This is a genomic window from Bacillus mycoides (assembly GCF_000832605.1).
Lineage (GTDB): Bacteria > Bacillota > Bacilli > Bacillales > Bacillaceae_G > Bacillus_A > Bacillus_A mycoides.
Map to the genome: position 1 here is coordinate 3,439,737 of NZ_CP009692.1, position 26,723 is coordinate 3,466,459.

Genomic DNA, 26,723 nt, shown 5'->3' on the forward strand with positions numbered 1-26,723 from the left:
ATTACACACCTCCTACTCCCCATTTAGCTTTAAATCATTTTTTTGTTTCACTGTAAAACTACTAAAAAGTGTTGCTACGGTCACAGATATAAATAAAATAGCTGGACATATTACATAAGAAATGATTGGATTAACAACAAACTTTATGTGAGCTGCTCCCATAAATGAACCTAACCAGCTTATTAGTGTTTCTCCAAACGTAGCAGCTATAAATGTCCCTGTTAAAATACCTACTAATACTATAGCAATAGAACGAGTAACATATTGTATACGAATATATTTGTAGGAAAAGCCGATACTTTTCATAATTAATATTTGCGAAGAATCTTTTACCAATAACATTTTAAAAAACATCGCAGTTATTAAAACCGATATCAATATAGCAATCAAAATTGCCACTTGTGTCACCAGTCTTAATTGTTTGATTGTCTCTCCTAAAGTTTGAGATAAATAATTATCCGTATCTGTTATTTTTGCAGAATTTAAATTTTGTTTATACTCCTTCACTTTTTCTTGTAGATTCACTTTGGGTTTCATATCTACATTTACTACGTACCATAATATATCTTCTTTATTGTAAGAAAAACTCGCTTTAGCTGTTTTTCCTCCATTCGTTACATCTTGATATATACCACTAATAGTTAGCATTTTCTCTTTTCCTTCTACAAATAAAACGATTTCATCCCCTATATTCTTTTTTAATTCATTTGCGTTCATATAAGAGAGAGCGATCTCATTTTCATTTTTTGGTGCCATACCTTTAACATATTCTATTGGAAATTGGGCGAAATCTCCCACTTCTACATTTAAATTTCCATTTGTACCATCAGCTTTCACCATTTTAAATGTACTCGTTACAAATGCTGCATATTTTTCTACCTCTTCATCGTTTCCGATATACGATATAACGTCATTAAACCGTTTTTCTATATTTTCAGATTGCTGTAAATCTATTCGCATATCACTCTTTCCTGTTCCCATATAATTAACAAATTGCGGTGACTGAATCGTGTACAAAAAGTTAACTGGTACAACAATCATGAACACTGCAATAATTAAAACGATACTTAATACTCGATATAACTTAAATCGTTTCACTACATCTTGTATACCAATAAATATATTTACATTTGTAATTTTAGTTTGATAGAGAGAAAAAAATCTTCTAATCTTTCTTTTTCCTAGTTTATCTCTTGATCGTAAAGCGTCTATTGCTGTAATTCTCCTAAAATTCCGCAAAATGATGCGGCAAAAAAGGATAACGGCTAGAAATAACAATGTTGTGACTATCAATGGCACAACATAATATAAAATACTTTTATTAGCTGTCCCCATATAAAGTGCGATGTTAGAGGTAAATATTTTTGTAACAAATAACGAAAGGATATATCCACATATACATCCGATAGCGGAAATAACAACATATTTTGTTACATATAGTTTTTGAATATCTTTACTTTGAATGCCGATAGCTTTCATAACACCAATTTCCCGATAATCTTCTTCCATTGAAGTAATAATCGTAAATCTAATACATAAAATCGCGATTAGCATTAATAATGCACTTATTATGATAAGTACTGCAGCTATTATTCCATCTGTTAATGAATTGAGTGTTTTAAAGAGTGAATACGTAATAGAGGGACCTTTTTGAGGTAAGTTTGATGACTGGTATAAAGTTTCAAATTCATTTATTTTATTTAAATCTGTTAGCTGGAATTCAATAAGATATTCACTTTCTCCAAAATTCCCCTTTATTCTTTCGAAGTCTTCATCGCTTATTACAAATCGTTTTGAACTAACAAGTGATGGGTTCATTTGAACATCACGAACAAATGCCGAAATAGTAAATTCTAGCTCATTATTATTTTTAACAACCCAAATTTTATCTCCAATACGCAAATGATATTTTTGCATATAATAAATTGGTACACCTATTTCTCCTTTCCTAACATCGATCAATTCATTATTTAAATCTAATAAAAAGTCAAAAATAGTATTTTGCTTAACAAAGCTAATGTCCATTACACTATTATGTTCCGCTTGATTTTTCTTCTTTATAAAAATGTTAGATCCGCCTATTTGAACCATCTCTGCTGTTTGTTGTTTTTTTACAAAAGGAGTTTGCGCTACAAATGAATCAATTGACTTTTGGTTTATTTCTCCGGCATGCATTTGTACGAAGTGCGGTGCGTTTGATACTTTAAACAATTGATCCGTTGAGTTCAATAGATTTATAACGTTACTTGAAGCACTTGCGATTAAAAGACTTGATAACATGATAAACATAAATAGAATGGTAATTATCATTTTATTTTGAGAGAAATCTCTTTTTAACATTCTCCTAATCATATGGAGCTAGTTCCCTTCATTCCATAATATTTTCTTCGTCACTATCGCTATTATTATCATTATGAAACTAATAAATAATATAGGTAAATAAATTTTCATACTGAATCCTTCAAACATAAAACCATAAATGACTTGCCCAATTGGTGCCATACATTGAGATACCGCTGTTATAATTGCCATTACTTTTCCTAGGTTTTCATTTGGTGTTTTCTTTTGGACTACAGTAATCACATAGATGGATACAATTGTCACGATCATTGCAATTAGAATAGAAGAAAGTATAAAGAGGATAAATGGTGGATAGTATCCTAAATTAAGAATAACTGGCGTAACTGATAGTGCCATTGGTAGTACTAATAAAGCTATTAAAAGCATCCAGTAATACAATGTTTTCATCTGTAGCTTTTTCGCAAAAAAACCTATCGATAATGCACCTAAAATAGTAGCAAAATCGATCAATCCCATTCCAATTCCGTATAACGTGTCGCTACTTTCCATTGTTACTCGTATAATAATTGGAGCGCCAACAACAAATAGCGGTGTAAGTATTAAATTTAGTAATGCAGCTAAAAGCATAGATTTCAAAATAAATGGTTGTTTTAAAACATATATAAATCCTTCTTTCATATCCTTTACAATTGTCGGTATTATATGGCTTTCTCGCGCTCTTTTTATAAAAGGTATTTTAATAAACATTTCTAAAATCGCAGATAAAAAGAAAGCAAGACAACTTATTATTACGAGCATTTTCAAACCAATTATGCCGTACAGTATTCCTCCTAATACAGGAGCAACTATATTCGATAATGCTTGCACACCATTTACGATACCGTTCGCTTGCTCTAACTTATTCTCTGGAACTAATTGCGGAATACTCGCCATTACAACAGGTGAATACATTGCACTAACGACTGCTAGTAAAAACATAATTGTTCCAATTAATATAATAGATACAGGTCCAGTAAATAACAAAATTATAAAGCTTAATACAATCGCAGCGTTGATAAAATCAAAAATAACCATTAAATTACGGCGATTGAAACGATCTGCTATCGCTCCGCCAAGAGGGGCTAGCAAAAACGGAATACTCGTTACCGCATATAATCCTGCGAATATATCAGCACGCCCTGTTATATCTAGCACATATAATGACAGGGCAAAACGTAAAAGTGTTGAACCTAAAATAGTAATAATTTGTCCACTCACCATTAAGTGAAAATCTTTCATCGAAGACCTTATACTAGCTGACATCCTTATCACACCTTTCATTCGATTCAGACCGACTGTCGGTCGATAATATCCAAACAGAAAATTACTATTTCTGTTTGATTAAAACCTCCACCATGTAATCAAAGGCTCCCTCTTTCGCTCCAACAGATGCTTCCATCATTTTGATATAAGCTTTAGCTCTCCTCATCATTTCTTCCGGCTTCCACTGGAATAAACCCTCATCAAATATGACTTGTGCTGAAGAGAGTAATAATTCAATCGTTTCTTGTGGGTATGGAGTAGAAAATATGCCTTCAGCGATTCCTTGTTCTAAAATCTCTGCTAAAACAGGAGATAAATGAATAATTGATTGTACTATACTTTTTTGATGCATTTCCGCATTATTTGGCTGATGAAATTGTTCAATCATTTTATCTTTTACATCTCCTGATTTTGGTGATTGTTCCATTAAAACTCGAAATAACTTATCCAAAACTGGGATATTAGGGTTAGAGACAATTGCTTTCGCTTTAGCAACATCCGCTTTAATAATCCTCATAATAATTTCATCCATTACTTCTTCTTTCGACTTAAAATAATGATAAAACGTCCCCTTTGCTATACCAATCTCTCTTAAAATGTCATTTACTGTAGTTTTCGTATACCCTTTTGTAACAAACAAACGTTCAGCAGTTTCTAAAATTTCATTTCTACGCTCCCCATATTCTTTTACGATCCTCATTCATGTACTCCTTCCTACGGACCGACTGTCGGTTTATTTAAAGTATATGTTTAGTATGTGAAAAGTTTCCTGTTATCGTACATATACAACAACCTACTTTATATTTCCTTTATGAATTTTAAATTATTTAATACGGTAAATGAAATTTCAAAGGTTGTTTTTATGCAATCACCCTTGTACTTATATCGACTTCGTTGTATAAAAACAAAAAGAGCCGCAACACTTTGCGACTCTTTTTGAATAATAACTATTTAACGGCCACGTCTTTGCTGACCTTGTTTTGTACTACTTTTCTTATTACTTGGCTTATTAAATGATCGATTGTTATCATTTCTCGAACTATTTCTTGAATCGTTTCTTGGACCACCTTTTGAACCACTTCTTGAACCTTCACGGCTATCTCTTTGACGATATTGACCTGATTTCTTTGGAGCCGGCTTTTGTACCGGTTTTCCATTTTCATCTACATTTTTTATCATCGGTTGTTCGATTATTTGTCTTTGTATTGGTGCACCAAGCGTTTTTTCAATTTCTTCTAAATGTTTTTCATCTTTCGCTGCAACGAACGTAATTGCAAGACCTGATCCACCTGCACGTCCTGTTCGGCCAATGCGGTGAATATAACTTTCTACATCTTCAGGGATATCAAAGTTAAATACGTGCGTTACACCATCTACATCAAGTCCACGAGCTGCTACATCAGTCGCAATTAAGTACTGAATTTTAGCTTCGCGGAAACTCTTCATGACTCTTTCACGTTTCGCTTGAGGTATATCACCATGAAGTTCAGCACAATTATAACCTAGTCCTTTTAAATTATCATACAGCTTACTTACTCTAACCTTTGTACGACAGAAAATAACTGCCAAAAATGGCTGATCACGATCCATAACAAAACGAAGTGCATCTGGCTTTGCACGATCTGTCGTCTCAATGACACGCTGCTCAATTGTATCTACCGTTACTTCTTCACTTTGTACTTGAATCATTTGCGGCTCTTCCATATAACGTTTCGCCAATTTTTTAATATCTTTTGGCATCGTTGCTGAGAATAACATCGTTTGTTTACTATCAGGTGTCTCATCTAAAATATCTTCAATATCATATAAGAATCCGAAATAAAGCATTTGATCCGCTTCATCTAGTACAATTGTTGAAAGATTACTTAAATCAATTGTTTCACGACGTATATGATCTAATAATCGTCCTGGTGTCGCAACAACTATATGTGTATTACCTTTTAATTTTCTTAATTGTTGTGCTACATCTTGTCCGCCATATATCGCTAGTACATTAATATCTTCTCTTTGAACAAGCATTTTTTTAATTTCAGTTGTAATTTGCAGTGCTAGTTCCCTTGTTGGTGCAACAATTAAAGCCTGAACATCACTAGACTCTGGATCGATTTTTTCTAAAATCGGTAACACGAATGCTAACGTTTTACCCGTTCCTGTTTTCGCCTGCCCAATAATATCTTTACCTGACATAATAACAGGAATTGCCTTCTCCTGAATCGGTGTTGCTTCTGTAATTCCATTTTCACGTAATGTATGATTAAAAGTTTCACTAATTCCTAATTCTAAAAAGTTTTTCAAATAGACCACTTCTTTTCCTTATTTTTCACATTAGCTTTCATTGTACCATTTGTTTCGCCAAATATGAAAAATAAAAAAATTCTTATCTTCTTTTTTTATATTCATCCTGTACTAGATGAACAAATTCTTTTTGTTTTTTCTCGGAATTTATTATTGCTTCCATATTTGTAGAATTCAAAATATACTTCTTGATTTTCCTATTACTCCAAATTAAACTTGTATACTTTGTATCTTCGTGTAACTTTCGAAACCACTCAAATTCGCTTAATTTGGCAATATGGTGTTTTAATTTCATGTCATTTCGAGGATAAAATAAAATAACATTTGCTATTACATCAAATAATGATCCAAGTTATTCCCTCCTATAACTTCTTTAATGAAGATATTAAAGGAATGTTAAAAATCATTGTTTCACCAATTCAAAATAAATTACACCAATATGTACATCAAGGAACTAAGTTCTACAATTTAATATGTAATACGAAAGCATTATATAACCTTCATTTTGATTTAGCATATGAGCTTATCTTTTAGAAAGAAGGTTTGCAATATAGAATGGAAAAATCCTAATAGTGCATTAGAGATATTTATTATTTTTCATTATAGTTTTTATAGCCTTACCATATCAATTTGGGAATTTTGTCCGTTTAGAAAACCATTTAGATACATTTAGCCATATATTGTACGCCAATAATATAGTAGTAAGAAATTTACAAATGAAAGATATAGAAAGAGTAAGGTGGCATGGTTAATTACTCATGAAGGTATAGTGCGTTAGATGAATAAATAGGCTTCATTTGCAATAACATAGTATGTTTTCCCTTTACTGCTGTGTGCTTTGTACTGTGGCGAACCATTGACACTCACTTTTGCATCAATCATAAATCCCTGCATCTACAGAACCAGCTCCATCTTTATATTTCCAAGATGGAGCATCCTAGAAACGTAGATTGTCCACTTTGAAAACAATACGTTTTCAAGGTGGACAAATAAACTGTGCTTTTCTTATCGAGTAGCAACAGATACTTCTGAAAGAAATAGACTACATCGTAATAGGGGTTATATTCACAGCTGTAATTTTACAAGTTGAAATTGCAAACCTAACGGTTGTAGTTGGATTTATAGGTAATGTCCCTAGTACTATCCCAAGTCCTGTTTGTTCCACGCTAAAATCTGCTGCAATAGAACCATTACTTGCTAAAAGACTTACTGTAGATCCGATAAACGCATCCAGTAATTGTCTAATTGGTCGTTCACGACATTCACACTCGCATCCTACATCGGTAGGTGGAAGTAATGTAATAGGTGGTCCTGGTGGTAAAAAACCTACCCCTGTTACATCAGATATATTGACCACAAAGGTTGTGGTGCCATCTGTAACTGTAACTAAAAAATCATTCACAGAAGTGATAGTAAATAGAAAGAAAAGCGGGGGCGTGTTGGGTGTGTCTGCAATAGTGCCAAGAATAACAGTTTCTCCAATAAGTTGTTGTAAAACACTTTGCATAGGTAAAACACAGCAATCACAAAGACAACCTTCAGTTCCTCCTGTTGGACCCGTTACTCCTGTTGGACCCGTTACTCCCGTTGGACCCGTTACTCCTGTTGGACCCGTTACTCCCGTTGGACCCGTTACTCCCGTTGGACCCGTTACTCCTGTTGGACCCGTTACTCCTGTTGGACCCGTTACTCCTGTTGGACCAGTTACTCCCGTTGGACCCGTTACTCCCGTTGGACCAGTTACTCCTGTTGGACCCGTTACTCCCGTTGGGCCTGTCCCTCCTGTTGGACCTGTGGGTAAAGTAAATGGTGGGATTGGGGGAAGTGTAGGGCCAATTAAATTTGGATTTAATGCATTAGCTTGAAGTATCCCATTTATCTTTTGTATTTCATTTTTATCAAACACATAACTACCTCCTATGAGTGTACTATACTGTAGTAATACAGTTACAAATACATAAACTTCATTGATCGTAATATAATATGTTTTCCCTATACTATTGTGCGCCTTAAATTGTACTGAACCTTCCATATTTAACTTCCTAAAAATTGTAAACAGTTCACCTACATCTACAAAACCATCCACGTCTTTATCCTGACAAGATCGAGCATCATAGAAACGTAGAATATTAACTTTAGAAACAACACGCTTTCCTACAATAGAAGAATCTACTGTACTTTTCTTACTAAACTTCACATAGGATGGATTGTTCTTAATCCATTGCTCTCCACCAAGGTTTAACCAACCAGGCTTTTCGCCCCATTCAACATAAGCTTCTGATTTATTTAGTTGACGAATCTTAGAATAGCTTGTGTCTGGTCCTTTACGTAAATTAACGTTGTAGCCTTTAATATAAGCTATACCATCGGTTACAGCTGTTGGTACTTCTGTTGGTTTAGGTGGCTTTCAGGTACAGAAACATCCACACTAGAATTATTGTATGCGCGTTGTACATCAGCACGGGATTGAGCTCCTGATCCCCCATGAGATTTTAAATAATCAAGTTGATCTTCATGATCTGTACCGCCAAGGTATTTAATCACATCGTAGTGAATCCACAATCCTTTTCCTACAGATAACTTGTTATCTTTTAAGATTTCCGCTAAAAGTTTTACGTATTTTTCATATGAACGCTCGAGCTTTGTATGGTCTGCTGTTTCACATAACTCTACATGTACAAATCGTTTATTAGCAGCAGGTCCACCGCCATATGCAATGTATTTTATATTAGCGATTTGGATTGTTTCATCTCAATCAACAGCATATTGAACAAATGCGTTTCTTCATGTACGAGATTCATACTTTTGAATATTTCAGAAGTCGCTGTACTATGAGCTACTACGCCCTCATAAACACCTACGCCAAAACGATATGGTTGTTTTGGTAAATTAGGGATAAAAAACGTTCTATCAGCAAAAATACTTGTAGCAAATGAACCAGCAAGTACTAGAATCATAAGGAACGAGGTAATTAGCTATATTAAAACCAGCTAAAATTGGAATGAATGTAAGTGATTGATTATTTATATCCTTAATTCCTTTCAATATTATTGTTGTATTCGGATTCATATACGCTATAAACAATCTAATAATTATTGTCAAGATAGCTGATATTAAGAAATCAAAAGTTTTTTCTGCCTTCGTTGCAGAACGCAAATAATTCATTGAAACCTCTATCGGAAACTTATTTGCTTTCCAAAACAGATTTTCTCTTCATCCATCTCCATATTCGTATCCGCTTAACAAGCATTGTTTTATTTTGAACAGGTATTCGCTTATAAATATCGAAATATACAATAAGAAAAAACAATAAAATTGATTATTCTTTCGCTTCTTTGTCCATCCTTTTAAAAAATCTATTTTTTGGAAAAGGAGTGTTTATATGGAGAAACAGACACTTTGGAAAAAATTCAAAAAAAGCTCAGTAAACCTCGGTAAATCCAGCGTATATGAAAGTATTATTTTATTTTACACAATGAAAAAGAAAGAGTTACCTACTAAAGCGAAACTCATTATATTAGCCGCTTTATCCTATTACGTATTAACAATCGATTTCATTCCAGATATAGCTGCTATTATTGGGATTGGCTTATTAGATGATGTTTTAGCAATCGCTGTAGCGCATAAATATGTTATGCGACATGCGGATGCTGAAATTCGAGAGAAGAGCAAAGTAAAAATGGAGTCATTATTTACTTCAGCACACATTTAACGAAGAAAGATAGGCTCTTACTTGTCTTTTCTCACTGCCTAACCATCATCTATAGCTTTTAAACAAATGATTTGAACAGTGTTAATACAGAAAAAAGAACTAAAATAATCTTTTAGTTCTTTTTTGTCAACTCAATTTATTTTTGAACAATAGTTAAAAGAGCCTATTTTAATTTACCAACTAAAACAGGCTCTTTACTAATTTAAATTTACAAGATCATCATCATTTTACGCTATACTTTGCTACTTCAACAACATTTCTCTTTCATCGCTTTCATCATAGACATAGTAGTCTTCATCATTTCATCACATTCATTCATTTTCACCATCATTGCCTTATCCATTTCTACATCCATTTGCATCATGTTATTCATCATCATTTTCATACACTTCATTTCACACATCATTTTTTCCATAGACATCATCATGTTTGTTGTTTCTACCATCATAGTTTTTTCCATATTAACATCCCCCTAGAATTTTTATGTTACAAGTATAAAAATTCCTTTTCGTTTTTCTAAAACCTTCTTAGTTTACCTCATACAAATATTTATCAATATATTTCCCTCTCAATTCGTCATTGATTAACTTTATTTATTGTCACGCTGAAACGTAAATATAATAAAAAGCATCTTATTATAGATGCTTCCTTGTCTAACAATTAAATTATTAACACTATGAAACTCCATTTGTTTCGTAAACATAGGGTAAATCTATTATTTTTATAAAATTCATAAATCCAACTATAACGTATTACAGTTTCATTCATATACTGTAGTAGATCACTAGAAAGGAGGCGTATATATGGAAAGTTGTATTGTGTTCGTAAACGGCCAACCTTTTTTAGTACTCACAGTTGCTGGCATCGAAATTGCTAGATTGGAAATTACTCTTCAAGTAGCACTAGCTTTGAGAGTTCTCGGTATTCCAATCTGTGGGTAATTCATTTAAGTAAGTTTAAAAGAGAGCTTTCGCTCTCTTTTAAACTCTTGTCAAAAAATGCACTTCTATACACTTAGCAAGTGTGACTCATAGCCTTGTAGAAATTATATAATAAATATACAAGCATTTACGTTAAAAGAACTTTCTTTAACACACACATCTGCAAACAATTTAACATCCTCTTCATATCACGTTCTTTATAGTGATTCAGACATGCTATTTGAATCCAGTTATTCTTTTGTAAATATGCTGATTCATAATGAACAATATATCCTTGTAATGCTAATGCATCACCTACTGCCTTAGAACACTGCCCTTCGTTTAATTGAATGGTAAGAACAATTTGAGCGGCATGATCTTTAGGTGAAACAAGCTTTAAACCCATAGTATTAATGGCTTGTTCAATATAAGCATACGCCTCTTTTATTTTTTCAAATGCCTCTTCATCTTCAAGTCGCTTCAATGCTTCTTGCAATGCATAAATTAAATTCCATGAATGGGAGTATGGGATACTTTCATTTTCTTCGTACATACCAATGTCCATATAAGCAGGTACTGCCTCGTTTACTTTTACAATGTGGTTATGAAAAACGAAAGATAATCCTGTATATGATTTAATCGCTTTTCCGCTAACACCACTTGCAAAATATACATCCTTCAAATTTATTGGTATTGCTCCAATTGAGCTTATACAATCTACACATAGTTTCATTTGATATTTTTTACAAAGAATGTTTAGTTCTTCTAAATTATTTAACATTCCAGTTGATGTTTCATGGTGAACAAACCAAAGCCATTCATAATTTCCAGTTGCCATTATTTTTTCTAATTCTGTATAAAGAAACGGCTCTGCCATTTCTTTTTTATGCGTATCATAATGTAATTGCGCACGTGTTGCATGTCCCACTAACCTATTTCCAAATTCCCCATTTGTTAAAACTAGTCCTTTCCCTTTTAAAGAATTCAACTGTAAAGCAATGGCATCATTCGCTAACGTCCCTGTTCCTAACATTATTTGCACACGTTTTGCTTTTGTTATTTGCAGTAAACGTTTTTTTACATTTTCCATTGTCACTTGAAATGACTTAGAACGATGCGAAATAGGCTTAGTAGAAAATGCCTTTCGAACATTTTCTTCAATATCCACTGGACCAGGTAAAAACGTATATTCTTTCGTCATAATACCCCCAACACTCGACTCTTCAAACATAGCTGGGGTAACATACATTGGCTGGAAGGCTGCTTCTTCAGTACCAACTAACGTATGGAAAGATTTGAATCCCATTTGCTCATATAAAGGTAGTTCACGTGTTGTAGCAGAAATGAGTGCCAATTCATATCCATTTAGAAGCAAATAACGATGTAAAAAGCGAATTAAACCTAACAATGCTCTTCCATTTCGATATTCACGTTCTACTGAAAGTAAACGAATTTCATATACATTTTCTCCATGTTCTTGCAAATAAAAATCTAGATTTGGAATTTTATAATCTAACGAGAATGGTCGTTTTCCTCGCAATGCAACCATACCTACTAACTTATCGTCATCTAAACAAATTAAATATGTATTTTCTTCATGGAAACGATCTATACGAACACGATCTTTCGTTTCTTCATGTTGCGGAATTTCTTCTACAAATGTTTTATAATTCAATTTTTGTATACTTTCAAATTCCCAAGCTTGATCAGCAACTTTATAAATTAACCCCATGTTGTATCTCCTTTATGTATTTAATAAAAATTATAAGTGGAGATTAACTCCACTTATTAAAAGTTCATTTCATTCTCGATTTACATATAAAATAAGTACAATGATAAGTGCACTTAAAATAGTCGTAACAATAGAGTAAGAATACAAAATCATGCAAACTGGTAAACAAGCGATTGTAATTAGTCCGGGCTTAGTAAATCCTTTAAAGATTAAATAAAATATAATGAAAACAGCAATAAGAGTAAGCGCTATCAAATAATCAAATGCAATTAAACCTCCAATAAATGTTGAAATGCCTTTTCCGCCCTTGCCTTTAAATAAAATTGGGTAAATATGTCCAAGTATAACAGCCAGTAAAGCTAACATTACAAATGTAGAATCTTCGAAAAGGTATTTTGCAATAGAAACTACGATTGCCCCTTTGATCGCATCACCTAAAAATGTAGCGACGAAAGACCCTTTTCCATATACGCGCCCCATATTTCTTGCGCCAGGATTACCACTTCCTTCTTCACGAATATCAACATTATGTTTCCATTTCGTTACTATATAAGCGGTCAATATGTTTCCAAATAAATAAGAAGCCACCAAATACAAAAATTGCATACTATTAATCATGTAATCATTCACTTTCTACATGGGAGTACTTATACAATATTCAATGACTATGTATATTGTACTTTTTCTTGCTTTACATCCCTTTGTATATTTTAACATCATATTTTTACAAATCATACAAAAATTCTCATACTTCTATTTTATAAAATATACACCCTTCATTAAATGATATGTTCCTTTCACTGCCATTTCTGATGGTGATACGAATATAACTTCTCCCATACTTTTCTCACAGCATTTCTTAAATTCAGCATATATTTCAGGTACTGAACACAATATACTACCACTAACTGCAATTAAAGGTGATAAATCAAACTGCATCTTGTTGTAAATATTCACCGTAATTATCGTTAATTCCTTAGCCGCTTGCAGAATAATTTTATGTGCATCATCATTCCCATTCCTCGCTTCCTCTATAATTAATGGTGCAATTGCTGCAACTTTATCTTTTGAAGAACTATATACTAGTCTTTTTATATGAGATGATGTTAAAAGTCGAAACTCGTCTTGAATCCTTAAGCTTAATGGACAAAGTCTAACTCCTTGATCAAATTGATTTGCCATTCTCTTTAAACCTTGTAACGCAATCCAATAACCGCTTCCCTCATCCCCTAAAATATGTCCCCATCCACCGCTATACTCGTACACTTCGTCTTTCTTTCCTATACAAATTGCACCTGTACCACCTATAGTTAATATTCCATTCTTACCTTTTAAAGCAGCTGCATGTGCAATCATTGCGTCATTAAAAACTTCAATTTTCGTTTCATATTTCTTTATTAATCGTAATGTTAATTCATTTGTATTCGCTCCACTTATACCCGCTAACCCTAAACAAATACAAACGCAGTGCCCATCTATTAAAGCTTTCTTGCATTGATCGATCGCCTCCATAATATGCAAAACTGCTTTTTCATAATCTATTAATATATTTCCAAACCCACTCGTACCTCTTACAACTTCGTTTCCGTCTTGATCAAATGCAATTGCTTCTGTCTTCGTGCCCCCACCATCTACTCCAATCATATACTTCATATGTTCGCCTCATTTTCATCATCTTATTGGAGGGAATGTTATATTCCCTAAAACTACAGATTGCTTTGCACCTGTTGCGCTTGGCACATTACTCGGATTACGATGATGCGTTTCGTTTGCTAATATCGCAAAGGCGATTGCTTCTTTCGCCTCTGAAGAATAGCCTATATCTTCTTGAATGAATATCGCGCACTTTTCTTCCTTCAATCCATTTCGTATCATTTCAACAAGTGTACGATTATAACTGCCCCCACCACCTAAAATTACTTCATCGATTTCATAATACGGCAGAATAAACTCCTTATAATGATGAACAATTGAACTTGCTGTAAACATCGTGACAGTCTTCAAAAGATTTTCTTTACCATGCTTTTCAAACCGCTTCAATAATTCACTTACAAACTCTTCTCCAAACTGTTCTCTACCAGTTGATTTCGGTGGATTCATTTTCAAAAATGGATGGTTCATACAATATGTCAAAATTTCATCTACAACTACTCCTTGTTTTGCAATCCTACCATTTTGATCATATGGCAACTGAAATAATCTTTGACATACATCATCGATTACCATATTTCCTGGGCCAGTATCAAAAGCAATAACGCTCTTATCACTTAGATGACTTGGTATTACTGTAACATTACCGATTCCGCCAATATTTTGTAGTAATCTATTTTTAGTTTGATGACGATACAAAATGACCTCTGAATATGGCACAAGTGGTGCACCTTGTCCCCCTGCTGCCATATCCATCGTTCGAAAATTAGAGATAACCGTAGTGTTCGTTTCATATGCTATAACTGCTGGTTCTCCAATTTGCAATGTGGAAGGAATCATATTACCATCTTGCTTTGGCTGATGATAAATCGTTTGTCCGTGAGAACCAATTACATCTAATTGTCCCAAAGGAAAATTGGCCTCTTTACAAACTTCCTTTACAGCATTGGCGAAGCATAAACCGAGTTTGAAATTTAAACTGCATATGAGTTGTACATTTGAATTTTCTATTGATAATGCCTGCTGGATCTCATTTTTCATATCATTACTAAATGGCACAGTAGTAAAATGGATGAGTTCAACTTTAGAACCTACACCGCTTCCTTCTATATGAACGAGTGCTACATCTATTCCATCTAATGAAGTACCGGACATAATCCCTGCACTATACATAGCATGCATGACCTCCCCTTTGCTAAAAAACAATCATGTAAGTTACAAACGTACAACCGATCGAAAATAATATAAATCTATAAAATAACTGAGCTTTTGATGCAAACGATCCATCAATAAAAGAAACAACTACTGTAAGCAAAATACTTGCCGCAATGCTTGTAACGAGCCATATACTATGCATTTGTGATAGATGTAGCATTCTTAATAAAGGTACGAAAAGGAAATTCGCACATATCACTCCAAATAATAATAAGAATACACCTTTATAACTAAATTTTATATTCATTCCATTTCACCCTCTCTGGACTTCATGTGAAAGAAGTGATAGACAAAATGCCTATCACTCAAAAATAAAATATTAAACTTACGGATTAACAGATTCCCCATCACCATTTTTCTCAATTTCAAGCATGTTTTTGTCGTACATTTTAAAGAATGGTAAATAAATAAGGAATGATATTGTTATGTTTATAAATACGAGTACAATCGCTCTCCAATCCCCACCTGTTGCTAAATATGCACCAATTGGAGCTGGTAATGTCCACGGCGGCATAATATGTGTTGGCGTTACAAATCCCATCGCAGTTGCTGAATATGCAACAGTTGCTGTTACGAGTGGTGTAATGATAAACGGGATAATTAAAATTGGATTTAGTACAATCGGTAATCCGAAAATAACAGGTTCATTAATATTAAAAATACCAGGAACAATACAAGTTCTTGATAATGCTTTCGAATATTTTGATCGACCAAATACAATCATAGCTAATACAAGCCCTAACGTCGCACCAGAACCGCCAATCCATATAAACCATTGGTATAACGGCTCTGGTGATATGAATGGTAACTGATCTGCTCCACTAGCAACTGCTTCACCATTTTTCCCTAAGTATACTTCCCATAATGGCCGAGCAACAGTTCCAACAACCGACACACCATGGATTCCGAATGACCAAAAAAATGTAATTAAAAACACTGGAATGATTACACCGAAGTAACTATCACCAGCTTTTACTAACGGTGCCGCTAATTTATCAACTACATGATGTAAATCAATACTAAAAACGACAGTTACTAAACTCATTAAAATAATAACGAATGCAGCAGGTATAAGTGCTTCAAACGAACGTGAAACAGACGGCGGTACTTGTTCTGGCATTTTAATCATTACATTTTTCGTCTTACAAAATCTTAAAATCTCTACTGATAAAATAGATACGATCATCGTTACGAATAATCCATGCCCCCCGAGATTTGTCATCGGAAGCATAAATCCTTTTTTATCGATTAATTCGGGCGTCAATGTTAAAAGTAGTGAGCATACTGCTAACTGTGCCCCTGATAAAGCATCTAACTTATAACTTTTCGCTAAATTGTATCCTATACCAAATGCTATATATAAAGACATAATAAACATCGTTAAACGATATGGTATTAATATACTTGTTTGATTTTTCAATGCCCAAACTGATATGAAACTATCTTTCGGTAATGGTGGAAATGCTACGATTAAAAAGAAACTTCCTACAATAATAAATGGTAACGCTGAAATAACTCCATCACGGATTGCTTGTAAATGCCTCTGTTCAGAAAGCCTTGCCATCGGTCCAGATAAGTTTCTATCAAGAAACGTGACAAATTTATTCATAACGCTTCCCCCTAACTAATTAAATCATTTACAGTTTTTAATAAAGTCGGTCCGCCAAGCGGCGTGTATGCTTGTGGCGGTATGATACCGCACGGGATAGATTCCTCTTCTGCGAATTTTTTAACAGAGTCAAATCTATGTCTTACTTGAGGTGCAACCATTACAACGTCCCAGCCATTCTTTACTTCTTCCTCTATCTCACTTGTTCCAATGGCATGGACTTCCATGTTTACACCTTTTTTCTCCGCCTCTTTTTTTAAAGCGTTTACAACAATTGCGCTGGACATTCCTCCAGAACAAACGAATAAAACTTTCATTATTGAATCCTCCTATACTTATAAATTGTTTCTTTCAAATGAAAGAAAGTTTCACTTTACTAACAAGCATATGAAGAAATGAAACGATTTAGTTATACTGAAAGTAAATTTCACTAAAAATATTTTTCCTATTAAATTAATGTTTCAATATTTATTTTTCTCAATTGCAGGGCCAACCTAACATCATATATTATTTTAAATAATCGTATAATAGGGAGGCGTATAAATGATTATGAAACGTTTAGTAATGATGTGCTATATCGTCATCTTGTTTACTCCTTTCTCTTTCATTTCCCCTCACTCTACTTATGCTGAAGTAAATACTACTTACAAAAAACATGAATTACGCGCTGTATGGATAGCATCTGTTCTCAATATTGATTGGCCTTCAAAAACTGGCTTACCTATTGAAAAGCAGAAACAAGAATTTATAAGACTATTAGACGATGTAAAAAACACTGGTATGAATGCAGTCGTTGTACAAATTAAACCGACTGCTGATGCTTTCTATCCTTCAAATTACGGTCCTTGGTCTGAATACATTACGGGTACACAAGGAAAAGGGTTCTGGTGCAAAAATAAAACAAAAGAGAATAAAGCACATATATTCCTAACGGAATCGTATCTTATATTACAAGTCCAAACAATTGATGGATAAATTCTTTTTGATTTTGGACAGACTGGTCCTGCAAATCAATTTGTTCTTTTTTGAGCATATGCATGGCTTCAACACCACTCAATATAGCGGCTGATGTTTTGTATGATTTAAATCCCAACATAGAACGGATTCGCTTTTTTATATAGCGATGATCTTGTTCTACTATGTTATTCAAGTACTTTTGTTGTCTAAGTTGCATACCATCAGGTATGCTTTTTTCTTTTTTCAACTGTTCGATAGCAATTGGATAAGCAGGATTCTTATCGACTGTTATAACACGAGGCTTTGAAACATGAAAAGACTGCAAAGCTTTCTTGAAAAAGCGCTTTGCAGCCTTATGATTTCTAGATTTACTCAAATAAAAGTCAATCGTGTTTCCTTCAGAATCAACGGCACGATATAAATACATCCATTGTCCTTTTATTTTTATGTATGTTTCGTCCACTCTCCATGAGTTATTCATTTGTTTGAGATGACGCCGAATTCATGCTACCGGTAAAATGATATGTGTCGTCAAGAACAAGACGCTAAACATCTGAACACGAACCTGTACGGTATGGTGATAGTACCGTAGCTCCCGAACCTATACGGTCTGTCGTGAGAGTGGTGATGACACACCGCAACCTTGCACGTCAGCGATACCAGAAATGGACTTCTCCTTTGGTAGCAATAACACCACTGATGTTAGTCAGCTTGCCCCTTTAGGGGTGGGAGTGTCAAATAATTCAAACATCATATAGAACCAAGTTTATTTTACTACTTGAACAGATACTGGTTTCCAGCCCTGATTCTCTACCCAATCAATATCAACCTTATATTTTTTATTACTTTGCTTATCTCGTACATTACCGTAGGCTTTATTTTCACCATTATTTCCAATAAAATCAAAAATCAATTGACCCTCTGGAACATCAACAGCATAAGAAATTGCTTTTTTCATCTCATTCCAATCTACTGTTCCTTCTTTAAATTGCATTGCAGGTTTTGCTCCTTGCTCTGTACCAATTGCCTTCCAAGAAGAATTAGTTTGAGAACCCTTTTCTTGAGATGCCGTTTTTTCTCCCTCTTTATTTTCATTTTCGCTCGTTTTTACCGATTTTTCTGCTTTTTGTTTCTCTTCTAACAGTGCTGCTTCTCTCTCTTCACGTTTCTTCTCTTCTAACAGTGCTGCTTCTCTCTCCTCACGTTCCTTCTCTTCTAACTGCGCTGCTTCTTTCTCTTCACGTTTCTTCTCTTCTAACTGCGCTGCTTCTTTCTCTTTATGTTTCTTCTCTTCTATCTTTGTTGCTTTCTTTTCTTGAGCAATTGCTTTCTTTGATGTATCAGAAGGGGAAAACAACTGGTATGTCACTATACCAACTGTCACTAATACCAAAGTAAATGCAATATTAAAAATCACCTTTTTACGACGATTTTGTTGTTTTTCTTGAAACCTGCTTCCTTGTCCCATTTTTTAAACCTCCGAGTTTATTTTCTCTTCTAATCTTTATGCATTATCCTTATAATTCTTAATATTTTCATTAAACAATGGAAATGAATTACAATTCCCATACAAGATTTCATATCATAATAAAATTTGTGTTGTTTCAAGCATCTGACATATGTTATTCAAAAATATTTTAATACATTAAAAATTGATAAGCATCTGTTCGTAAGAAACCTTCAATTTTATTCAAAGGTGATTCCAATTACGTCCACATTAGATCTCCTGTAGAAATCTTTTTAACAATTAAGCCCCTTCTTCCCTTATTTATAATTTTCAAATTAAACTGCCCTCTATGGTACAATAAAGATGTGTTGTTTTCTACTGGGGTATGTCGTAAAATCAAAAGGGATTTTATCTCTTTTACCTTTTTTTCAGAGTAACTTTCACCACTAGGAGACTCTATTATTCCTAATGTAATCTTTAATTCGCTTTCATCAAAAATCCAATCTTTATTAAGTTCCCTTATCTTTTGTATAAAGCTTCTTTTGGTTTTTCCTATATAGATCAATGTTTCATTCTTAGCATATACTCTAGAGATTGCAAATATTCCCTTCTTAAAAGCTTCTTCTCTATTATAAAAATCATTTAAACTATACATTCCATACCATTTAATATGTACTGTTTCTATTAACCTCACCTCATTTTTATGATAATATTATAATTTCTGAATGTTCGAATTATTATGGATACATAGCCTTGATTACTTGAATTATAAATAGTGCTTTTCAATAATACATTTTATTATTGAATGGCTGCAAAAAAACATGGGAATTTAATTCAAGCCCTATATCAAAATGAAAATAAAAAACACCTGTGATATACACAAAGTGATTTTCTCTTGTCAATTTATCTATTTTCTTTTTATAACTCAAACTCCTTCGAATCGTACTTTTCTAGAGTTTGCTGCAATTCATTTTTTTCATATGGAATATGTTTATCTGTCTGTACATCTTCAACATTTTCTCCACCTGCTAATAATCTCCTGTACTTAAAAGAGTGCCCTGTTAATAATAGTGTAATTATGTTTGTATGGCCCTCCTTTTGTTTGATTACTTGTATCATAAAACAAGTATCTGAAGTTGATATGTAGTCTACTTTACTGATAAAAATAACAAATAAAAAAGGAAACCTGCATGTTCGTTATAGTGATTTTCATGTTATATATACTCATATAGATTTATTAATATGCAATATTACATATTAGGTTCCTCTATCTTCATGATATTGATGTATTTATAATACTTATATCTTCATATTTAGAAAGGAATAAAAAATGAAAAAAATCACATCAACACTATGTATAGCTGGAATGACTTTAACTATTTTAGGAGTAGCTCCTCAAAGTAGTTATGCTCATCTCGATCAAATTGATTTAACTGACAATGATCCTATTACCGCTCGATGGTCTGCAGAAGCTCCGTATCATTCTGATAAAAGTACACATTTATGGATTGCAAAACAAGCTATTGAAATTATGAAAACAGAATCTAATGTTGAAGCGAATAAGCAGGCTGTGGACTTTTTAAATTATCCGCAATATAAAGATCTGTTTTCTAAAGGATTATATGATGCAGATTATAATGCAGAGTTTAACGATGGCGGAACAGGAATAGGCGGTGTTTTTAAAGGCGGATGGAAATCTCATTTTTATGATCCTGATACTAAAGAAAATTATAGAGGAGAAACAAATCCAACGGCTCTTACACAAGGCAAGAAATACTTTTATGAATCTGGAGAACATTTACGAAATAAAGACTATGAAAAAGCTTTCTATTACTTAGGAGTAGCCACGCACTACTTTACAGATGCTACCCAACCTATGCATGCAGCAAATTTTACCGCAATTGATACGAGAGCTATAAAATATCATAGCTACTTTGAAAATTATGTTACAACCATTCAAAATCAATTTGCAGTCAATACTGGAGGGAATTATAACGACTCTCTATCCACACCTGAAGAATGGATTGATTATGCAGCCCGAGTAGCTAAACCTGAAATCCAAAATATTACTAATGATAAAACATTTAAGTATTATAATAGTGGTAAGGCGCAATTGTGGCAAGAAATGGTTACCCCAGCTGTGCAGCGAAGCTTAGGAGAAGCTCAGCGCAATACAGCAGGTTTCTTAAATCTTTGGTTTAAAACTTTTACTGAAAATGTGAAAGCTCCAAGTATAGAGACCGCATTAATCTATGATATAGAAGGAAATGTCATAGAAGCAGGGAAAAACTATTATATCGTACCAAGTGAATCTCCTTATCAAGGTCTAACATTTGAATGGTATGTAGCAAATCGTTACGATTATGTTTTACTTGCAAATAATAAGGACAATGCTTTATCTGGTACACCTATAGAATTTGAATTCTACAAAGAAAATGATGCAAAGCTACACCACGGGGAAAGTATATATCTTCGCATGAAGCACTCAAATTACGATCAATTTCAATATTTAAATTGGTCTAATTATTCTAGTTGGATTCACCTTGCTCAAAAGTCTGATAGTTTAGCTGACTTTAAAATTCAAATTAACCCGGATAAACCTACAGAATATAATATTTTTACAGATGACTATCCATTAAATTATAAGAATATAAATGCAGAGAAAAGTTGGATTGTACTAGGGGGAAAAACACAAAAACCTAGCTCATGGAAGTTTGTACCTTTCAGATAACCTAAACACACTCGTTCCTAATCAGAACGAGTGTGTTTTTTGTTTTGAGGTATTTGCTTTTCTTAAGTTCGTGGATGTAGGATCACCATACATGTCCATCAACTTAGGGGAAACAATCTTGTTCAATCCGATGGTAAATAAGGATCAAGGTTTAAGAATTAGCTAATAATTGTTGAAGTCTATTGTACGTTGAAAAGGCGGAGTCTCTTTGAAGACTTCGCCGTTGTTTATATAGGGCATGAATGGTCTCGATACCTTTTATCGTACGTGAAGCATGACGAAGATTTTGAAATCCTACCGATTTAGCAAAACGTCTCTTGACATGCCTATGATCCTGGTCAATAAGATGGCTAAAATTTTTGATTCTACAATGGAGTGTAGTTTGATAAACCGAGAGACCCTTTAGAATAGAAATCACTTTTGACACAAAACAATGATTTTATATGGTGTAGTTTGAGCTGGTATACTCATTGTTGTAAAACTATAAATAGCTATTAAATTTCGATTTACAAGATTACCTGTAAAGAATTGACCATTTGTTAATAAAATTTGAGTAGAAGGAGAAATATTTAATTTTAATTTTCCATCACTACTCTCCAACTGTTCATTAAAATAGTCTACTTTTACATTTTGATGCGGTGTATATTTTGCCATAACAGTCGCTTGAAATTGTGGTGGGAGAATAAGAGGAGCAGGAGCGTTGGCATCGTAAAACCCAGTTACTTTATCTCCTACTACTACCGTTGCATAGTCGATAAAATACGTATTTGGTTTCACTACAAAATTTATTAGATTCCCATAACCATTATCTACGGACATTAATTTATTACATCCTATATCTTCGTTTGACCCTGTTACAAAATCGTTAATCATAGTTATTGTACCATCAAATGATTGAAATTTTTTCATTCAAATACCTCTTTTGTTTATATAATTAAACCTCTATCGTTACTCTATAATTTTTAAAAACGATGTAAATGAAATAATCCTTCTCGTATCAATTCCAAAAATAACCCAAAACCTACCGTTCCATCTAAAACCAGCAACAGACCTTGGTCCTACAAAAATTGGGAAATACCAAAATTGTTCACCATTACTAAGCCATATATAAGTATTTCGAAATAAACATAATGAAATTGCTCCTGGATCAACAGCAAATGGTGAAGCTGTTGATTGTTGAGGAATAAATGATGGGGGGGGAGATGTTGGAGCTTGTGAGCTTTGCTGTCCTGGAAAACTTGGTACACCCGGAAAGCCTGGTACACCCGGAAAACCTGGCATTCCAGGTATACCTGGAATCTGAGGACCAGAGAATTGACGATCGAAGTATTGATCATAATTTATATAAGGATAATATATTGACTCATTATACATTTAAAAACCACCTCTTTATTTTTAAAACCCTCTAAATTATTAATATGTAATGTGGTTCGTATAGGAAGCTTATTCACTTCCTATACGAACCATATTTTAAACAGGAAAGTATACCAATACCCTTTGTTTTTCGGTATGGGGTAAAGGATTCTGGTGCAAAAACTTAAGGACAATTGCAATGAATCTATAAATCTTGGACATACTGTTACTATTACTTTAGAAAGGGTGTGTGATTGGTATGGAAAAGGAAAATGTATTCAAATGGAAGCATTATCAGCCTGATATTATTTTGTTAACGGTAAGATGGTACCTACGGTACAACCTTAGTTTTCGTGATTTGGTGGAAATGCTAGAAGAACGGGGTTTATCCATTTCTCATACAACGATTATGCGTTGGGTTCATCAGTATGGTCCGGAATTGGACAAACGAATCCGTCGTCACCTTAAACAAACAAATGACTCTTGGAGAGTCGATGAAACATATATCAAAGTAAAAGGTCAATGGATGTATTTGTACCGTGCTGTTGATTCGAAAGGAAACACAATTGATTTTTCCCTAAACAAAACAAGAGACCAGAAGGCTGCAAAGCGCTTTTTCAAGAAAGCTTTGCGGTCTTTTCATGTTTCAAAACCACGTGTTATAACAGTCGATAAGAACCCGGCTTATCCTATAGCAATTGAACAGTTGAAAAAAGAAAAAAGCATACCTGATGGTATGCAACTTAGACAACAAAAGTACTTGAATAACATAGTAGAACAAGATCATCGCTTTATAAAGAAGCGAGTTCGTTCTATGCTAGGGTTAAAATATTTTGAAACAGCTACATCTATTCTTTCGGGAGTAGAAGCCATGCATATGATAAAAAAAGAACAGGTTGATTTACGGGACCAGTCTATTCAAAATCAGAAAGAATTCATCCATCAATTGTTTGGACTTGCAGCATAAAATACGATTCCGTTAGGAATTTATGCACTTTATTATCTTTTATTCTATTTTTGCACCAGAACCAATTTACTTACTACTGTAAGGAAGACACAATGGGCAGAAATTTTTGTGGATAAAACAGCTTTATCTGAGGAGACTTATACGTATGTGGTGACAGCTTTAGATCGACTTCATAATGAGAGTATTTCTTCTAGTAAAGCAACTATTAAAGCAAAATAATAATAGAATCCCTTATATTAAAAAAACCGCCTTAAAGCCGAAACATTCAACTTTTAAGGCGGTTTTTTCTATTTGTTCTTAAACTTCTCTGTCGCTGCTCTCATCTTCACATTCAAATCATGATCAATGGAGTCACGAATATCACGCTCTACTACTTCCATTTCCTTTTGGAAATTTTGCAAGTATATTTTTAGTTCTTCTTCTTTTTCAGGACGTTGTGATGGTGGTAATTGTACCACTAATGATAACATCGCTGTTAAATCTTTCATTAAGAACGTTTCAAGTTTATGTTGTTGTTCAAACATGCGTTGTTCTTGATAGTACGGAAGTGCATTTAATACTGAAATTGTAATGTCATCAACCGTTCTTTGTAGTGAAGGATTAATCGAGCGTTTATATGCTTGAATTGTATTTAATGCATCTGGATATCGATCATAGAAATACAATTTATAAAACGATAAGTCTGTCGGTTTAACAGTTTGCTGTGATTCTTGTCTCAAGAAATCTTTCACTTTCATTGTTGCAATATCAATATCTTCATTCGTAAGCTTTTTCGTTGTTTTTGCCATCACATGCACTTTTTTCTGCTTTTCTTTCGGTAACATTGAGAAAACTTGCTCTCTCGTACGTTGGCCCGATGAACAGAAAAGTGTATTTAATGTATTTTGTTCTTTTTTCCCTTCTGTACGAATCCAGCGATAAAAGAGTGGGTGCTGCGTAAATTCTTGTAAAAACGGTGTTGATTTGTTCGATAATTTTTCAATAGAATCTTGCGCTCTCTTATATGGTTTCGTCCATGAAAAATAAAGTTTACGTCCGAAGTATACAACTAAAACAACGACAGTAAATGCGATTAAAAGTAATGACCCTAATAGTAATAATACTCCTTGAATGAAACTCATTTTTTCACCTCCTCAAATAATCTGTTATTTCCTTGGACGCTGAATGAGTTTCTGCTTCATCTCATCATTAAATGTGTCAAGTTCAATTACAAATTTCTTACTAGACTCAATAATACGTTCTGACGATTTCTCAGATGCTTCAATAGCGGCAAATACATTTTGGAATGATTCACGTAATTTATCCATGCTAATTGCAGGATTTTCAAGGAGTTTTGTTGTTTCTTCTGTATTTTGTTTTAATGCTTGTGAATTGCTTAATACCATTGATTCAATCGCTTCATTTGTCGCATTAACAGCATCAATTGTTTTACGTTGATTTGTTAATGCGAGCTGAATTGCAGCTGAAACCGTTATAACGTTTTGCGTCATCGTAATTGCATTACGAATTGCCTCTGATAGCTTTTCATTATTTTTCTTAATGATGTCTACAGATGCGATAGATTGTAATAATACACTTTTCGCTTGTTGCATATTACGAGTACGCACAAGTATCTTTTCTAATGCATCATTTATTAACGGAATATCCCTTTGACGTTCTGGATTTTGTTTCTCAGCTTCAAGCATACCAGCAAGTTTTCTTCCTAAGTATACTTGTTTATCAAGAGCGTGAATTTTATCGTGTGATTGCTCTTTTAACATTTCAAGACCAACCGTATCCTCTTGCAAGTTATCACGGCCAATGAGAAGTGATCTTATAATCTCCTCGATTTGCTTATCTATAGATTGATATTTATGCACGTAATTTTCAAGCGGATTTTTCTTAAACACTTTAAACATAAGTTTCTTCATACCAGTTGCTTTTAATGAGTTTGGATCAAGTTCTGATACCACTTTTCGTAATTCTAACAATGTATTTGGAATTTCTTCATTCTTTCCATTCATCATCGCTGTCACAGGACGTTTTAAAGCTGATAGCGTTTGTCCTGCCGCCTGCTGCTCTTTATCCCCTAAGTCTCCTAGCTGCGACAATACTTTTGATAAATCTGTATTTTGCTCGCTATTTAACTTTTGTACATAAAGATCTGCTTCTTTATTCAGTTCTTCAAGCTCTGCATCTTTTATTACTGTATCCACTACTACTTCTACATTATTATCTTTCACAATCGATACAGGTTCTTTTTTCTCGAGTTCAGTCAACAAAATCGCTCCTTTATTTATATGTGCGAATTTATGTGCACTATATTTCATCTAATATATCGTATTTCATATACATTTTTGCTTGCTTGAAATCGATTTTTCAAGAAATACCTGCTTATGCAGTCATTCCCTGTTTCATAGTATAAGTATACCTGTTCTCGTCATTATTTTCCTCAGACTTAAGACCTAGAGAACAACATGCTGAAGACGGATTCTTCACAGCTTACCTTACTTATCACCACTGACTATTAATTTGAAATTCCATTTAGTTACC

27 protein-coding genes and 6 pseudogenes are annotated in these 26,723 nt (G+C 33.7%); 7 read left to right on the forward strand and 26 right to left on the reverse strand.

The features are described from left to right. Positions 1-12: 12 nt before the first annotated feature. From BG05_RS19480 to BG05_RS29905, 5 genes are all read right to left on the reverse strand, one after another. Positions 13-2,352, reverse strand: coding sequence for an ABC transporter permease (locus tag BG05_RS19480; protein WP_033733968.1), 2,340 nt, complete (start codon positions 2,350-2,352; stop codon positions 13-15). 6 nt (positions 2,353-2,358) lie between these two features. Then, on the reverse strand, positions 2,359-3,621 hold the full coding sequence (locus BG05_RS19485; protein WP_248083051.1) for an MFS transporter: 1,263 nt from the start codon (positions 3,619-3,621) through the stop codon (positions 2,359-2,361). Between the two features lie 46 nt (positions 3,622-3,667). Next, positions 3,668-4,303: a TetR/AcrR family transcriptional regulator gene (locus tag BG05_RS19490; protein ID WP_002032119.1), complete on the reverse strand. Its 636-nt coding sequence runs from the start codon at positions 4,301-4,303 to the stop codon at positions 3,668-3,670. A 251-nt stretch (positions 4,304-4,554) separates the two neighbouring features. After that, complete coding sequence (locus tag BG05_RS19495) at positions 4,555-5,907, reverse strand: DEAD/DEAH box helicase (protein ID WP_002012917.1); 1,353 nt, start codon at positions 5,905-5,907, stop codon at positions 4,555-4,557. 73 nt (positions 5,908-5,980) lie between these two features. Continuing rightward, positions 5,981-6,193, reverse strand: a complete 213-nt coding sequence (locus BG05_RS29905) for a hypothetical protein (RefSeq protein WP_003189240.1) — start codon at positions 6,191-6,193, stop codon at positions 5,981-5,983. Between the two features lie 47 nt (positions 6,194-6,240). On the opposite strand from BG05_RS29905, the gene BG05_RS29910 reads away from it, so the two are divergent. Next, positions 6,241-6,432 carry a hypothetical protein gene (locus BG05_RS29910; protein WP_003189236.1) on the forward strand — a complete coding sequence of 64 codons (192 nt, stop codon included), beginning with the start codon at positions 6,241-6,243 and terminating at the stop codon, positions 6,430-6,432. A 240-nt stretch (positions 6,433-6,672) separates the two neighbouring features. On the opposite strand, the pseudogene BG05_RS31655 reads toward BG05_RS29910, so the two are convergent. Continuing rightward, positions 6,673-6,874 (reverse strand): annotated as a pseudogene (locus tag BG05_RS31655) (N-acetylmuramoyl-L-alanine amidase); the annotation flags it as partial. A 505-nt stretch (positions 6,875-7,379) separates the two neighbouring features. Here BG05_RS31655 and BG05_RS32285 point away from each other — a divergent pair. After that, the gene (locus tag BG05_RS32285) at positions 7,380-7,763 is read left to right on the forward strand and encodes a hypothetical protein (protein WP_407465375.1); all 384 of its coding nucleotides are present in this window, start codon (positions 7,380-7,382) and stop codon (positions 7,761-7,763) included. Here the strand turns inward: BG05_RS32285 and BG05_RS32290 are convergent. The 3 genes and pseudogenes from BG05_RS32290 to BG05_RS32005 form a co-directional block, all read right to left on the reverse strand. Next, positions 7,721-7,870: pseudogene (locus BG05_RS32290) on the reverse strand (exosporium leader peptide-containing protein); the annotation flags it as partial. The gene BG05_RS32285 and the pseudogene BG05_RS32290 sit on opposite strands and share 43 nt — an antisense overlap. After that, positions 7,847-8,855: pseudogene (locus tag BG05_RS30690) on the reverse strand (N-acetylmuramoyl-L-alanine amidase); the annotation flags it as partial. The pseudogenes BG05_RS30690 and BG05_RS32290, both read right to left, overlap by 24 nt. Beyond that, complete coding sequence (locus tag BG05_RS32005) at positions 8,809-9,063, reverse strand: hypothetical protein (protein WP_002127412.1); 255 nt, start codon at positions 9,061-9,063, stop codon at positions 8,809-8,811. The pseudogene BG05_RS30690 and the gene BG05_RS32005, both read right to left, overlap by 47 nt. Positions 9,064-9,280: 217 nt before the next feature. Between BG05_RS32005 and BG05_RS19515 the strand changes: the two genes are divergently transcribed. Next, complete coding sequence (locus BG05_RS19515) at positions 9,281-9,610, forward strand: YkvA family protein (protein ID WP_002127411.1); 330 nt, start codon at positions 9,281-9,283, stop codon at positions 9,608-9,610. 247 nt (positions 9,611-9,857) lie between these two features. Here BG05_RS19515 and BG05_RS19520 read toward each other — a convergent pair whose 3' ends face one another. Further along, a complete protein-coding gene (locus BG05_RS19520; protein ID WP_000416118.1) occupies positions 9,858-10,070 on the reverse strand; it encodes a hypothetical protein in 213 nt (70 codons plus the stop codon). A gap of 343 nt (positions 10,071-10,413) precedes the next feature. Here BG05_RS19520 and BG05_RS29925 point away from each other — a divergent pair, with 343 nt between their 5' ends. Then, a complete protein-coding gene (locus BG05_RS29925; protein ID WP_002127410.1) occupies positions 10,414-10,551 on the forward strand; it encodes a DUF3956 domain-containing protein in 138 nt (45 codons plus the stop codon). Between the two features lie 127 nt (positions 10,552-10,678). Here BG05_RS29925 and BG05_RS19525 read toward each other — a convergent pair whose 3' ends face one another. The 7 genes from BG05_RS19525 to BG05_RS19555 form a co-directional block, all read right to left on the reverse strand. Continuing rightward, the gene (locus tag BG05_RS19525; RefSeq protein WP_002127409.1) at positions 10,679-12,262 is read right to left on the reverse strand and encodes an aminotransferase class V-fold PLP-dependent enzyme; all 1,584 of its coding nucleotides are present in this window, start codon (positions 12,260-12,262) and stop codon (positions 10,679-10,681) included. Between the two features lie 69 nt (positions 12,263-12,331). After that, positions 12,332-12,880 carry a glycerol-3-phosphate 1-O-acyltransferase PlsY gene (plsY, locus tag BG05_RS19530; protein WP_002127407.1) on the reverse strand — a complete coding sequence of 183 codons (549 nt, stop codon included), beginning with the start codon at positions 12,878-12,880 and terminating at the stop codon, positions 12,332-12,334. Between the two features lie 135 nt (positions 12,881-13,015). Next, positions 13,016-13,915 (reverse strand): BadF/BadG/BcrA/BcrD ATPase family protein, encoded by a 900-nt coding sequence (locus tag BG05_RS19535; protein WP_002127406.1) that lies wholly within the window; start codon positions 13,913-13,915, stop codon positions 13,016-13,018. 18 nt (positions 13,916-13,933) lie between these two features. Then, on the reverse strand, positions 13,934-15,085 hold the full coding sequence (gene anmK / locus BG05_RS19540; RefSeq protein WP_033734653.1) for an anhydro-N-acetylmuramic acid kinase AnmK: 1,152 nt from the start codon (positions 15,083-15,085) through the stop codon (positions 13,934-13,936). 22 nt (positions 15,086-15,107) lie between these two features. Further along, positions 15,108-15,374: a hypothetical protein gene (locus BG05_RS19545; RefSeq protein ID WP_016126936.1), complete on the reverse strand. Its 267-nt coding sequence runs from the start codon at positions 15,372-15,374 to the stop codon at positions 15,108-15,110. Positions 15,375-15,452: 78 nt separating this feature from the next. Beyond that, positions 15,453-16,736: a PTS sugar transporter subunit IIC gene (locus tag BG05_RS19550; RefSeq protein ID WP_033731045.1), complete on the reverse strand. Its 1,284-nt coding sequence runs from the start codon at positions 16,734-16,736 to the stop codon at positions 15,453-15,455. 11 nt (positions 16,737-16,747) lie between these two features. Beyond that, positions 16,748-17,053: a PTS sugar transporter subunit IIB gene (locus BG05_RS19555; RefSeq protein WP_000865895.1), complete on the reverse strand. Its 306-nt coding sequence runs from the start codon at positions 17,051-17,053 to the stop codon at positions 16,748-16,750. A 226-nt stretch (positions 17,054-17,279) separates the two neighbouring features. Between BG05_RS19555 and BG05_RS19560 the strand changes: the two are divergent. Next, positions 17,280-17,615, forward strand: a pseudogene (locus tag BG05_RS19560) (family 10 glycosylhydrolase); the annotation flags it as partial. 64 nt (positions 17,616-17,679) lie between these two features. On the opposite strand, the pseudogene BG05_RS19565 reads toward BG05_RS19560, so the two are convergent. The 4 genes and pseudogenes from BG05_RS19565 to BG05_RS19580 all read right to left on the reverse strand — a co-directional run. Continuing rightward, positions 17,680-18,195: pseudogene (locus BG05_RS19565) on the reverse strand (IS6 family transposase); the annotation flags it as partial. A 264-nt stretch (positions 18,196-18,459) separates the two neighbouring features. Continuing rightward, positions 18,460-19,161, reverse strand: coding sequence for a YrrS family protein (locus BG05_RS19570; protein ID WP_002127386.1), 702 nt, complete (start codon positions 19,159-19,161; stop codon positions 18,460-18,462). Between the two features lie 238 nt (positions 19,162-19,399). Beyond that, positions 19,400-19,834 (reverse strand): hypothetical protein, encoded by a 435-nt coding sequence (locus tag BG05_RS19575; protein WP_002127385.1) that lies wholly within the window; start codon positions 19,832-19,834, stop codon positions 19,400-19,402. 224 nt (positions 19,835-20,058) lie between these two features. Further along, complete coding sequence (locus BG05_RS19580) at positions 20,059-20,259, reverse strand: hypothetical protein (RefSeq protein WP_033708115.1); 201 nt, start codon at positions 20,257-20,259, stop codon at positions 20,059-20,061. A 211-nt stretch (positions 20,260-20,470) separates the two neighbouring features. On the opposite strand from BG05_RS19580, the gene BG05_RS19585 reads away from it, so the two are divergent. Next, a complete protein-coding gene (locus tag BG05_RS19585) occupies positions 20,471-21,871 on the forward strand; it encodes a zinc dependent phospholipase C family protein (RefSeq protein WP_002127384.1) in 1,401 nt (466 codons plus the stop codon). 151 nt (positions 21,872-22,022) lie between these two features. On the opposite strand, the pseudogene BG05_RS29935 reads toward BG05_RS19585, so the two are convergent. The 3 genes and pseudogenes from BG05_RS29935 to BG05_RS19595 all read right to left on the reverse strand — a co-directional run. Next, positions 22,023-22,262: pseudogene (locus BG05_RS29935) on the reverse strand (DDE-type integrase/transposase/recombinase); the annotation flags it as partial. Positions 22,263-22,285: 23 nt separating this feature from the next. Continuing rightward, positions 22,286-22,780 carry a hypothetical protein gene (locus BG05_RS19590; RefSeq protein ID WP_041868007.1) on the reverse strand — a complete coding sequence of 165 codons (495 nt, stop codon included), beginning with the start codon at positions 22,778-22,780 and terminating at the stop codon, positions 22,286-22,288. A 39-nt stretch (positions 22,781-22,819) separates the two neighbouring features. Beyond that, positions 22,820-23,245, reverse strand: coding sequence for a hypothetical protein (locus BG05_RS19595; protein WP_041868008.1), 426 nt, complete (start codon positions 23,243-23,245; stop codon positions 22,820-22,822). 238 nt (positions 23,246-23,483) lie between these two features. On the opposite strand from BG05_RS19595, the gene BG05_RS19600 reads away from it, so the two are divergent. Then, positions 23,484-24,191, forward strand: a complete 708-nt coding sequence (locus BG05_RS19600; protein ID WP_002127379.1) for an IS6 family transposase — start codon at positions 23,484-23,486, stop codon at positions 24,189-24,191. Positions 24,192-24,478: 287 nt separating this feature from the next. Here the strand turns inward: BG05_RS19600 and BG05_RS19605 are convergent, their stop codons facing one another. Continuing rightward, the gene (locus tag BG05_RS19605; protein ID WP_002085563.1) at positions 24,479-25,312 is read right to left on the reverse strand and encodes a DUF3974 domain-containing protein; all 834 of its coding nucleotides are present in this window, start codon (positions 25,310-25,312) and stop codon (positions 24,479-24,481) included. Between the two features lie 24 nt (positions 25,313-25,336). After that, on the reverse strand, positions 25,337-26,449 hold the full coding sequence (locus BG05_RS19610) for a toxic anion resistance protein (protein WP_002085564.1): 1,113 nt from the start codon (positions 26,447-26,449) through the stop codon (positions 25,337-25,339). Between the last annotated feature and the right edge of the window lie 274 nt (positions 26,450-26,723).

What these genes read in the sequence shown, in the direction of transcription:
- BG05_RS19525 (WP_002127409.1), bottom strand. Translation starts at nt 12,262, where the DNA reads ATGGGGTTAATTTATAAAGTTGCTGATCAAGCTTGGGAATTTGAAAGT.
- BG05_RS32005 (WP_002127412.1), bottom strand. Translation starts at nt 9,063, where the DNA reads ATGAATTATTTGCGTTCTGCAACGAAGGCAGAAAAAACTTTTGATTTC.
- BG05_RS29925 (WP_002127410.1), top strand. Translation starts at nt 10,414, where the DNA reads ATGGAAAGTTGTATTGTGTTCGTAAACGGCCAACCTTTTTTAGTACTC.
- BG05_RS29905 (WP_003189240.1), bottom strand. Translation starts at nt 6,193, where the DNA reads ATGAAATTAAAACACCATATTGCCAAATTAAGCGAATTTGAGTGGTTT.
- anmK (WP_033734653.1), bottom strand. Translation starts at nt 15,085, where the DNA reads ATGTATAGTGCAGGGATTATGTCCGGTACTTCATTAGATGGAATAGAT.
- BG05_RS19490 (WP_002032119.1), bottom strand. Translation starts at nt 4,303, where the DNA reads ATGAGGATCGTAAAAGAATATGGGGAGCGTAGAAATGAAATTTTAGAA.
- BG05_RS19590 (WP_041868007.1), bottom strand. Translation starts at nt 22,780, where the DNA reads ATGAAAAAATTTCAATCATTTGATGGTACAATAACTATGATTAACGAT.
- BG05_RS19605 (WP_002085563.1), bottom strand. Translation starts at nt 25,312, where the DNA reads ATGAGTTTCATTCAAGGAGTATTATTACTATTAGGGTCATTACTTTTA.
- BG05_RS19520 (WP_000416118.1), bottom strand. Translation starts at nt 10,070, where the DNA reads ATGGAAAAAACTATGATGGTAGAAACAACAAACATGATGATGTCTATG.
- BG05_RS19570 (WP_002127386.1), bottom strand. Translation starts at nt 19,161, where the DNA reads ATGGGACAAGGAAGCAGGTTTCAAGAAAAACAACAAAATCGTCGTAAA.
- BG05_RS19480 (WP_033733968.1), bottom strand. Translation starts at nt 2,352, where the DNA reads ATGATTAGGAGAATGTTAAAAAGAGATTTCTCTCAAAATAAAATGATA.
- BG05_RS19485 (WP_248083051.1), bottom strand. Translation starts at nt 3,621, where the DNA reads ATGAAAGGTGTGATAAGGATGTCAGCTAGTATAAGGTCTTCGATGAAA.
- plsY (WP_002127407.1), bottom strand. Translation starts at nt 12,880, where the DNA reads ATGATTAATAGTATGCAATTTTTGTATTTGGTGGCTTCTTATTTATTT.
- BG05_RS19515 (WP_002127411.1), top strand. Translation starts at nt 9,281, where the DNA reads ATGGAGAAACAGACACTTTGGAAAAAATTCAAAAAAAGCTCAGTAAAC.
- BG05_RS19550 (WP_033731045.1), bottom strand. Translation starts at nt 16,736, where the DNA reads ATGAATAAATTTGTCACGTTTCTTGATAGAAACTTATCTGGACCGATG.
- BG05_RS19580 (WP_033708115.1), bottom strand. Translation starts at nt 20,259, where the DNA reads ATGATACAAGTAATCAAACAAAAGGAGGGCCATACAAACATAATTACA.
- BG05_RS19545 (WP_016126936.1), bottom strand. Translation starts at nt 15,374, where the DNA reads ATGAATATAAAATTTAGTTATAAAGGTGTATTCTTATTATTATTTGGA.
- BG05_RS19555 (WP_000865895.1), bottom strand. Translation starts at nt 17,053, where the DNA reads ATGAAAGTTTTATTCGTTTGTTCTGGAGGAATGTCCAGCGCAATTGTT.
- BG05_RS19535 (WP_002127406.1), bottom strand. Translation starts at nt 13,915, where the DNA reads ATGAAGTATATGATTGGAGTAGATGGTGGGGGCACGAAGACAGAAGCA.
- BG05_RS19595 (WP_041868008.1), bottom strand. Translation starts at nt 23,245, where the DNA reads ATGTATAATGAGTCAATATATTATCCTTATATAAATTATGATCAATAC.
- BG05_RS19600 (WP_002127379.1), top strand. Translation starts at nt 23,484, where the DNA reads ATGGAAAAGGAAAATGTATTCAAATGGAAGCATTATCAGCCTGATATT.
- BG05_RS19585 (WP_002127384.1), top strand. Translation starts at nt 20,471, where the DNA reads ATGAAAAAAATCACATCAACACTATGTATAGCTGGAATGACTTTAACT.
- BG05_RS29910 (WP_003189236.1), top strand. Translation starts at nt 6,241, where the DNA reads ATGATCCAAGTTATTCCCTCCTATAACTTCTTTAATGAAGATATTAAA.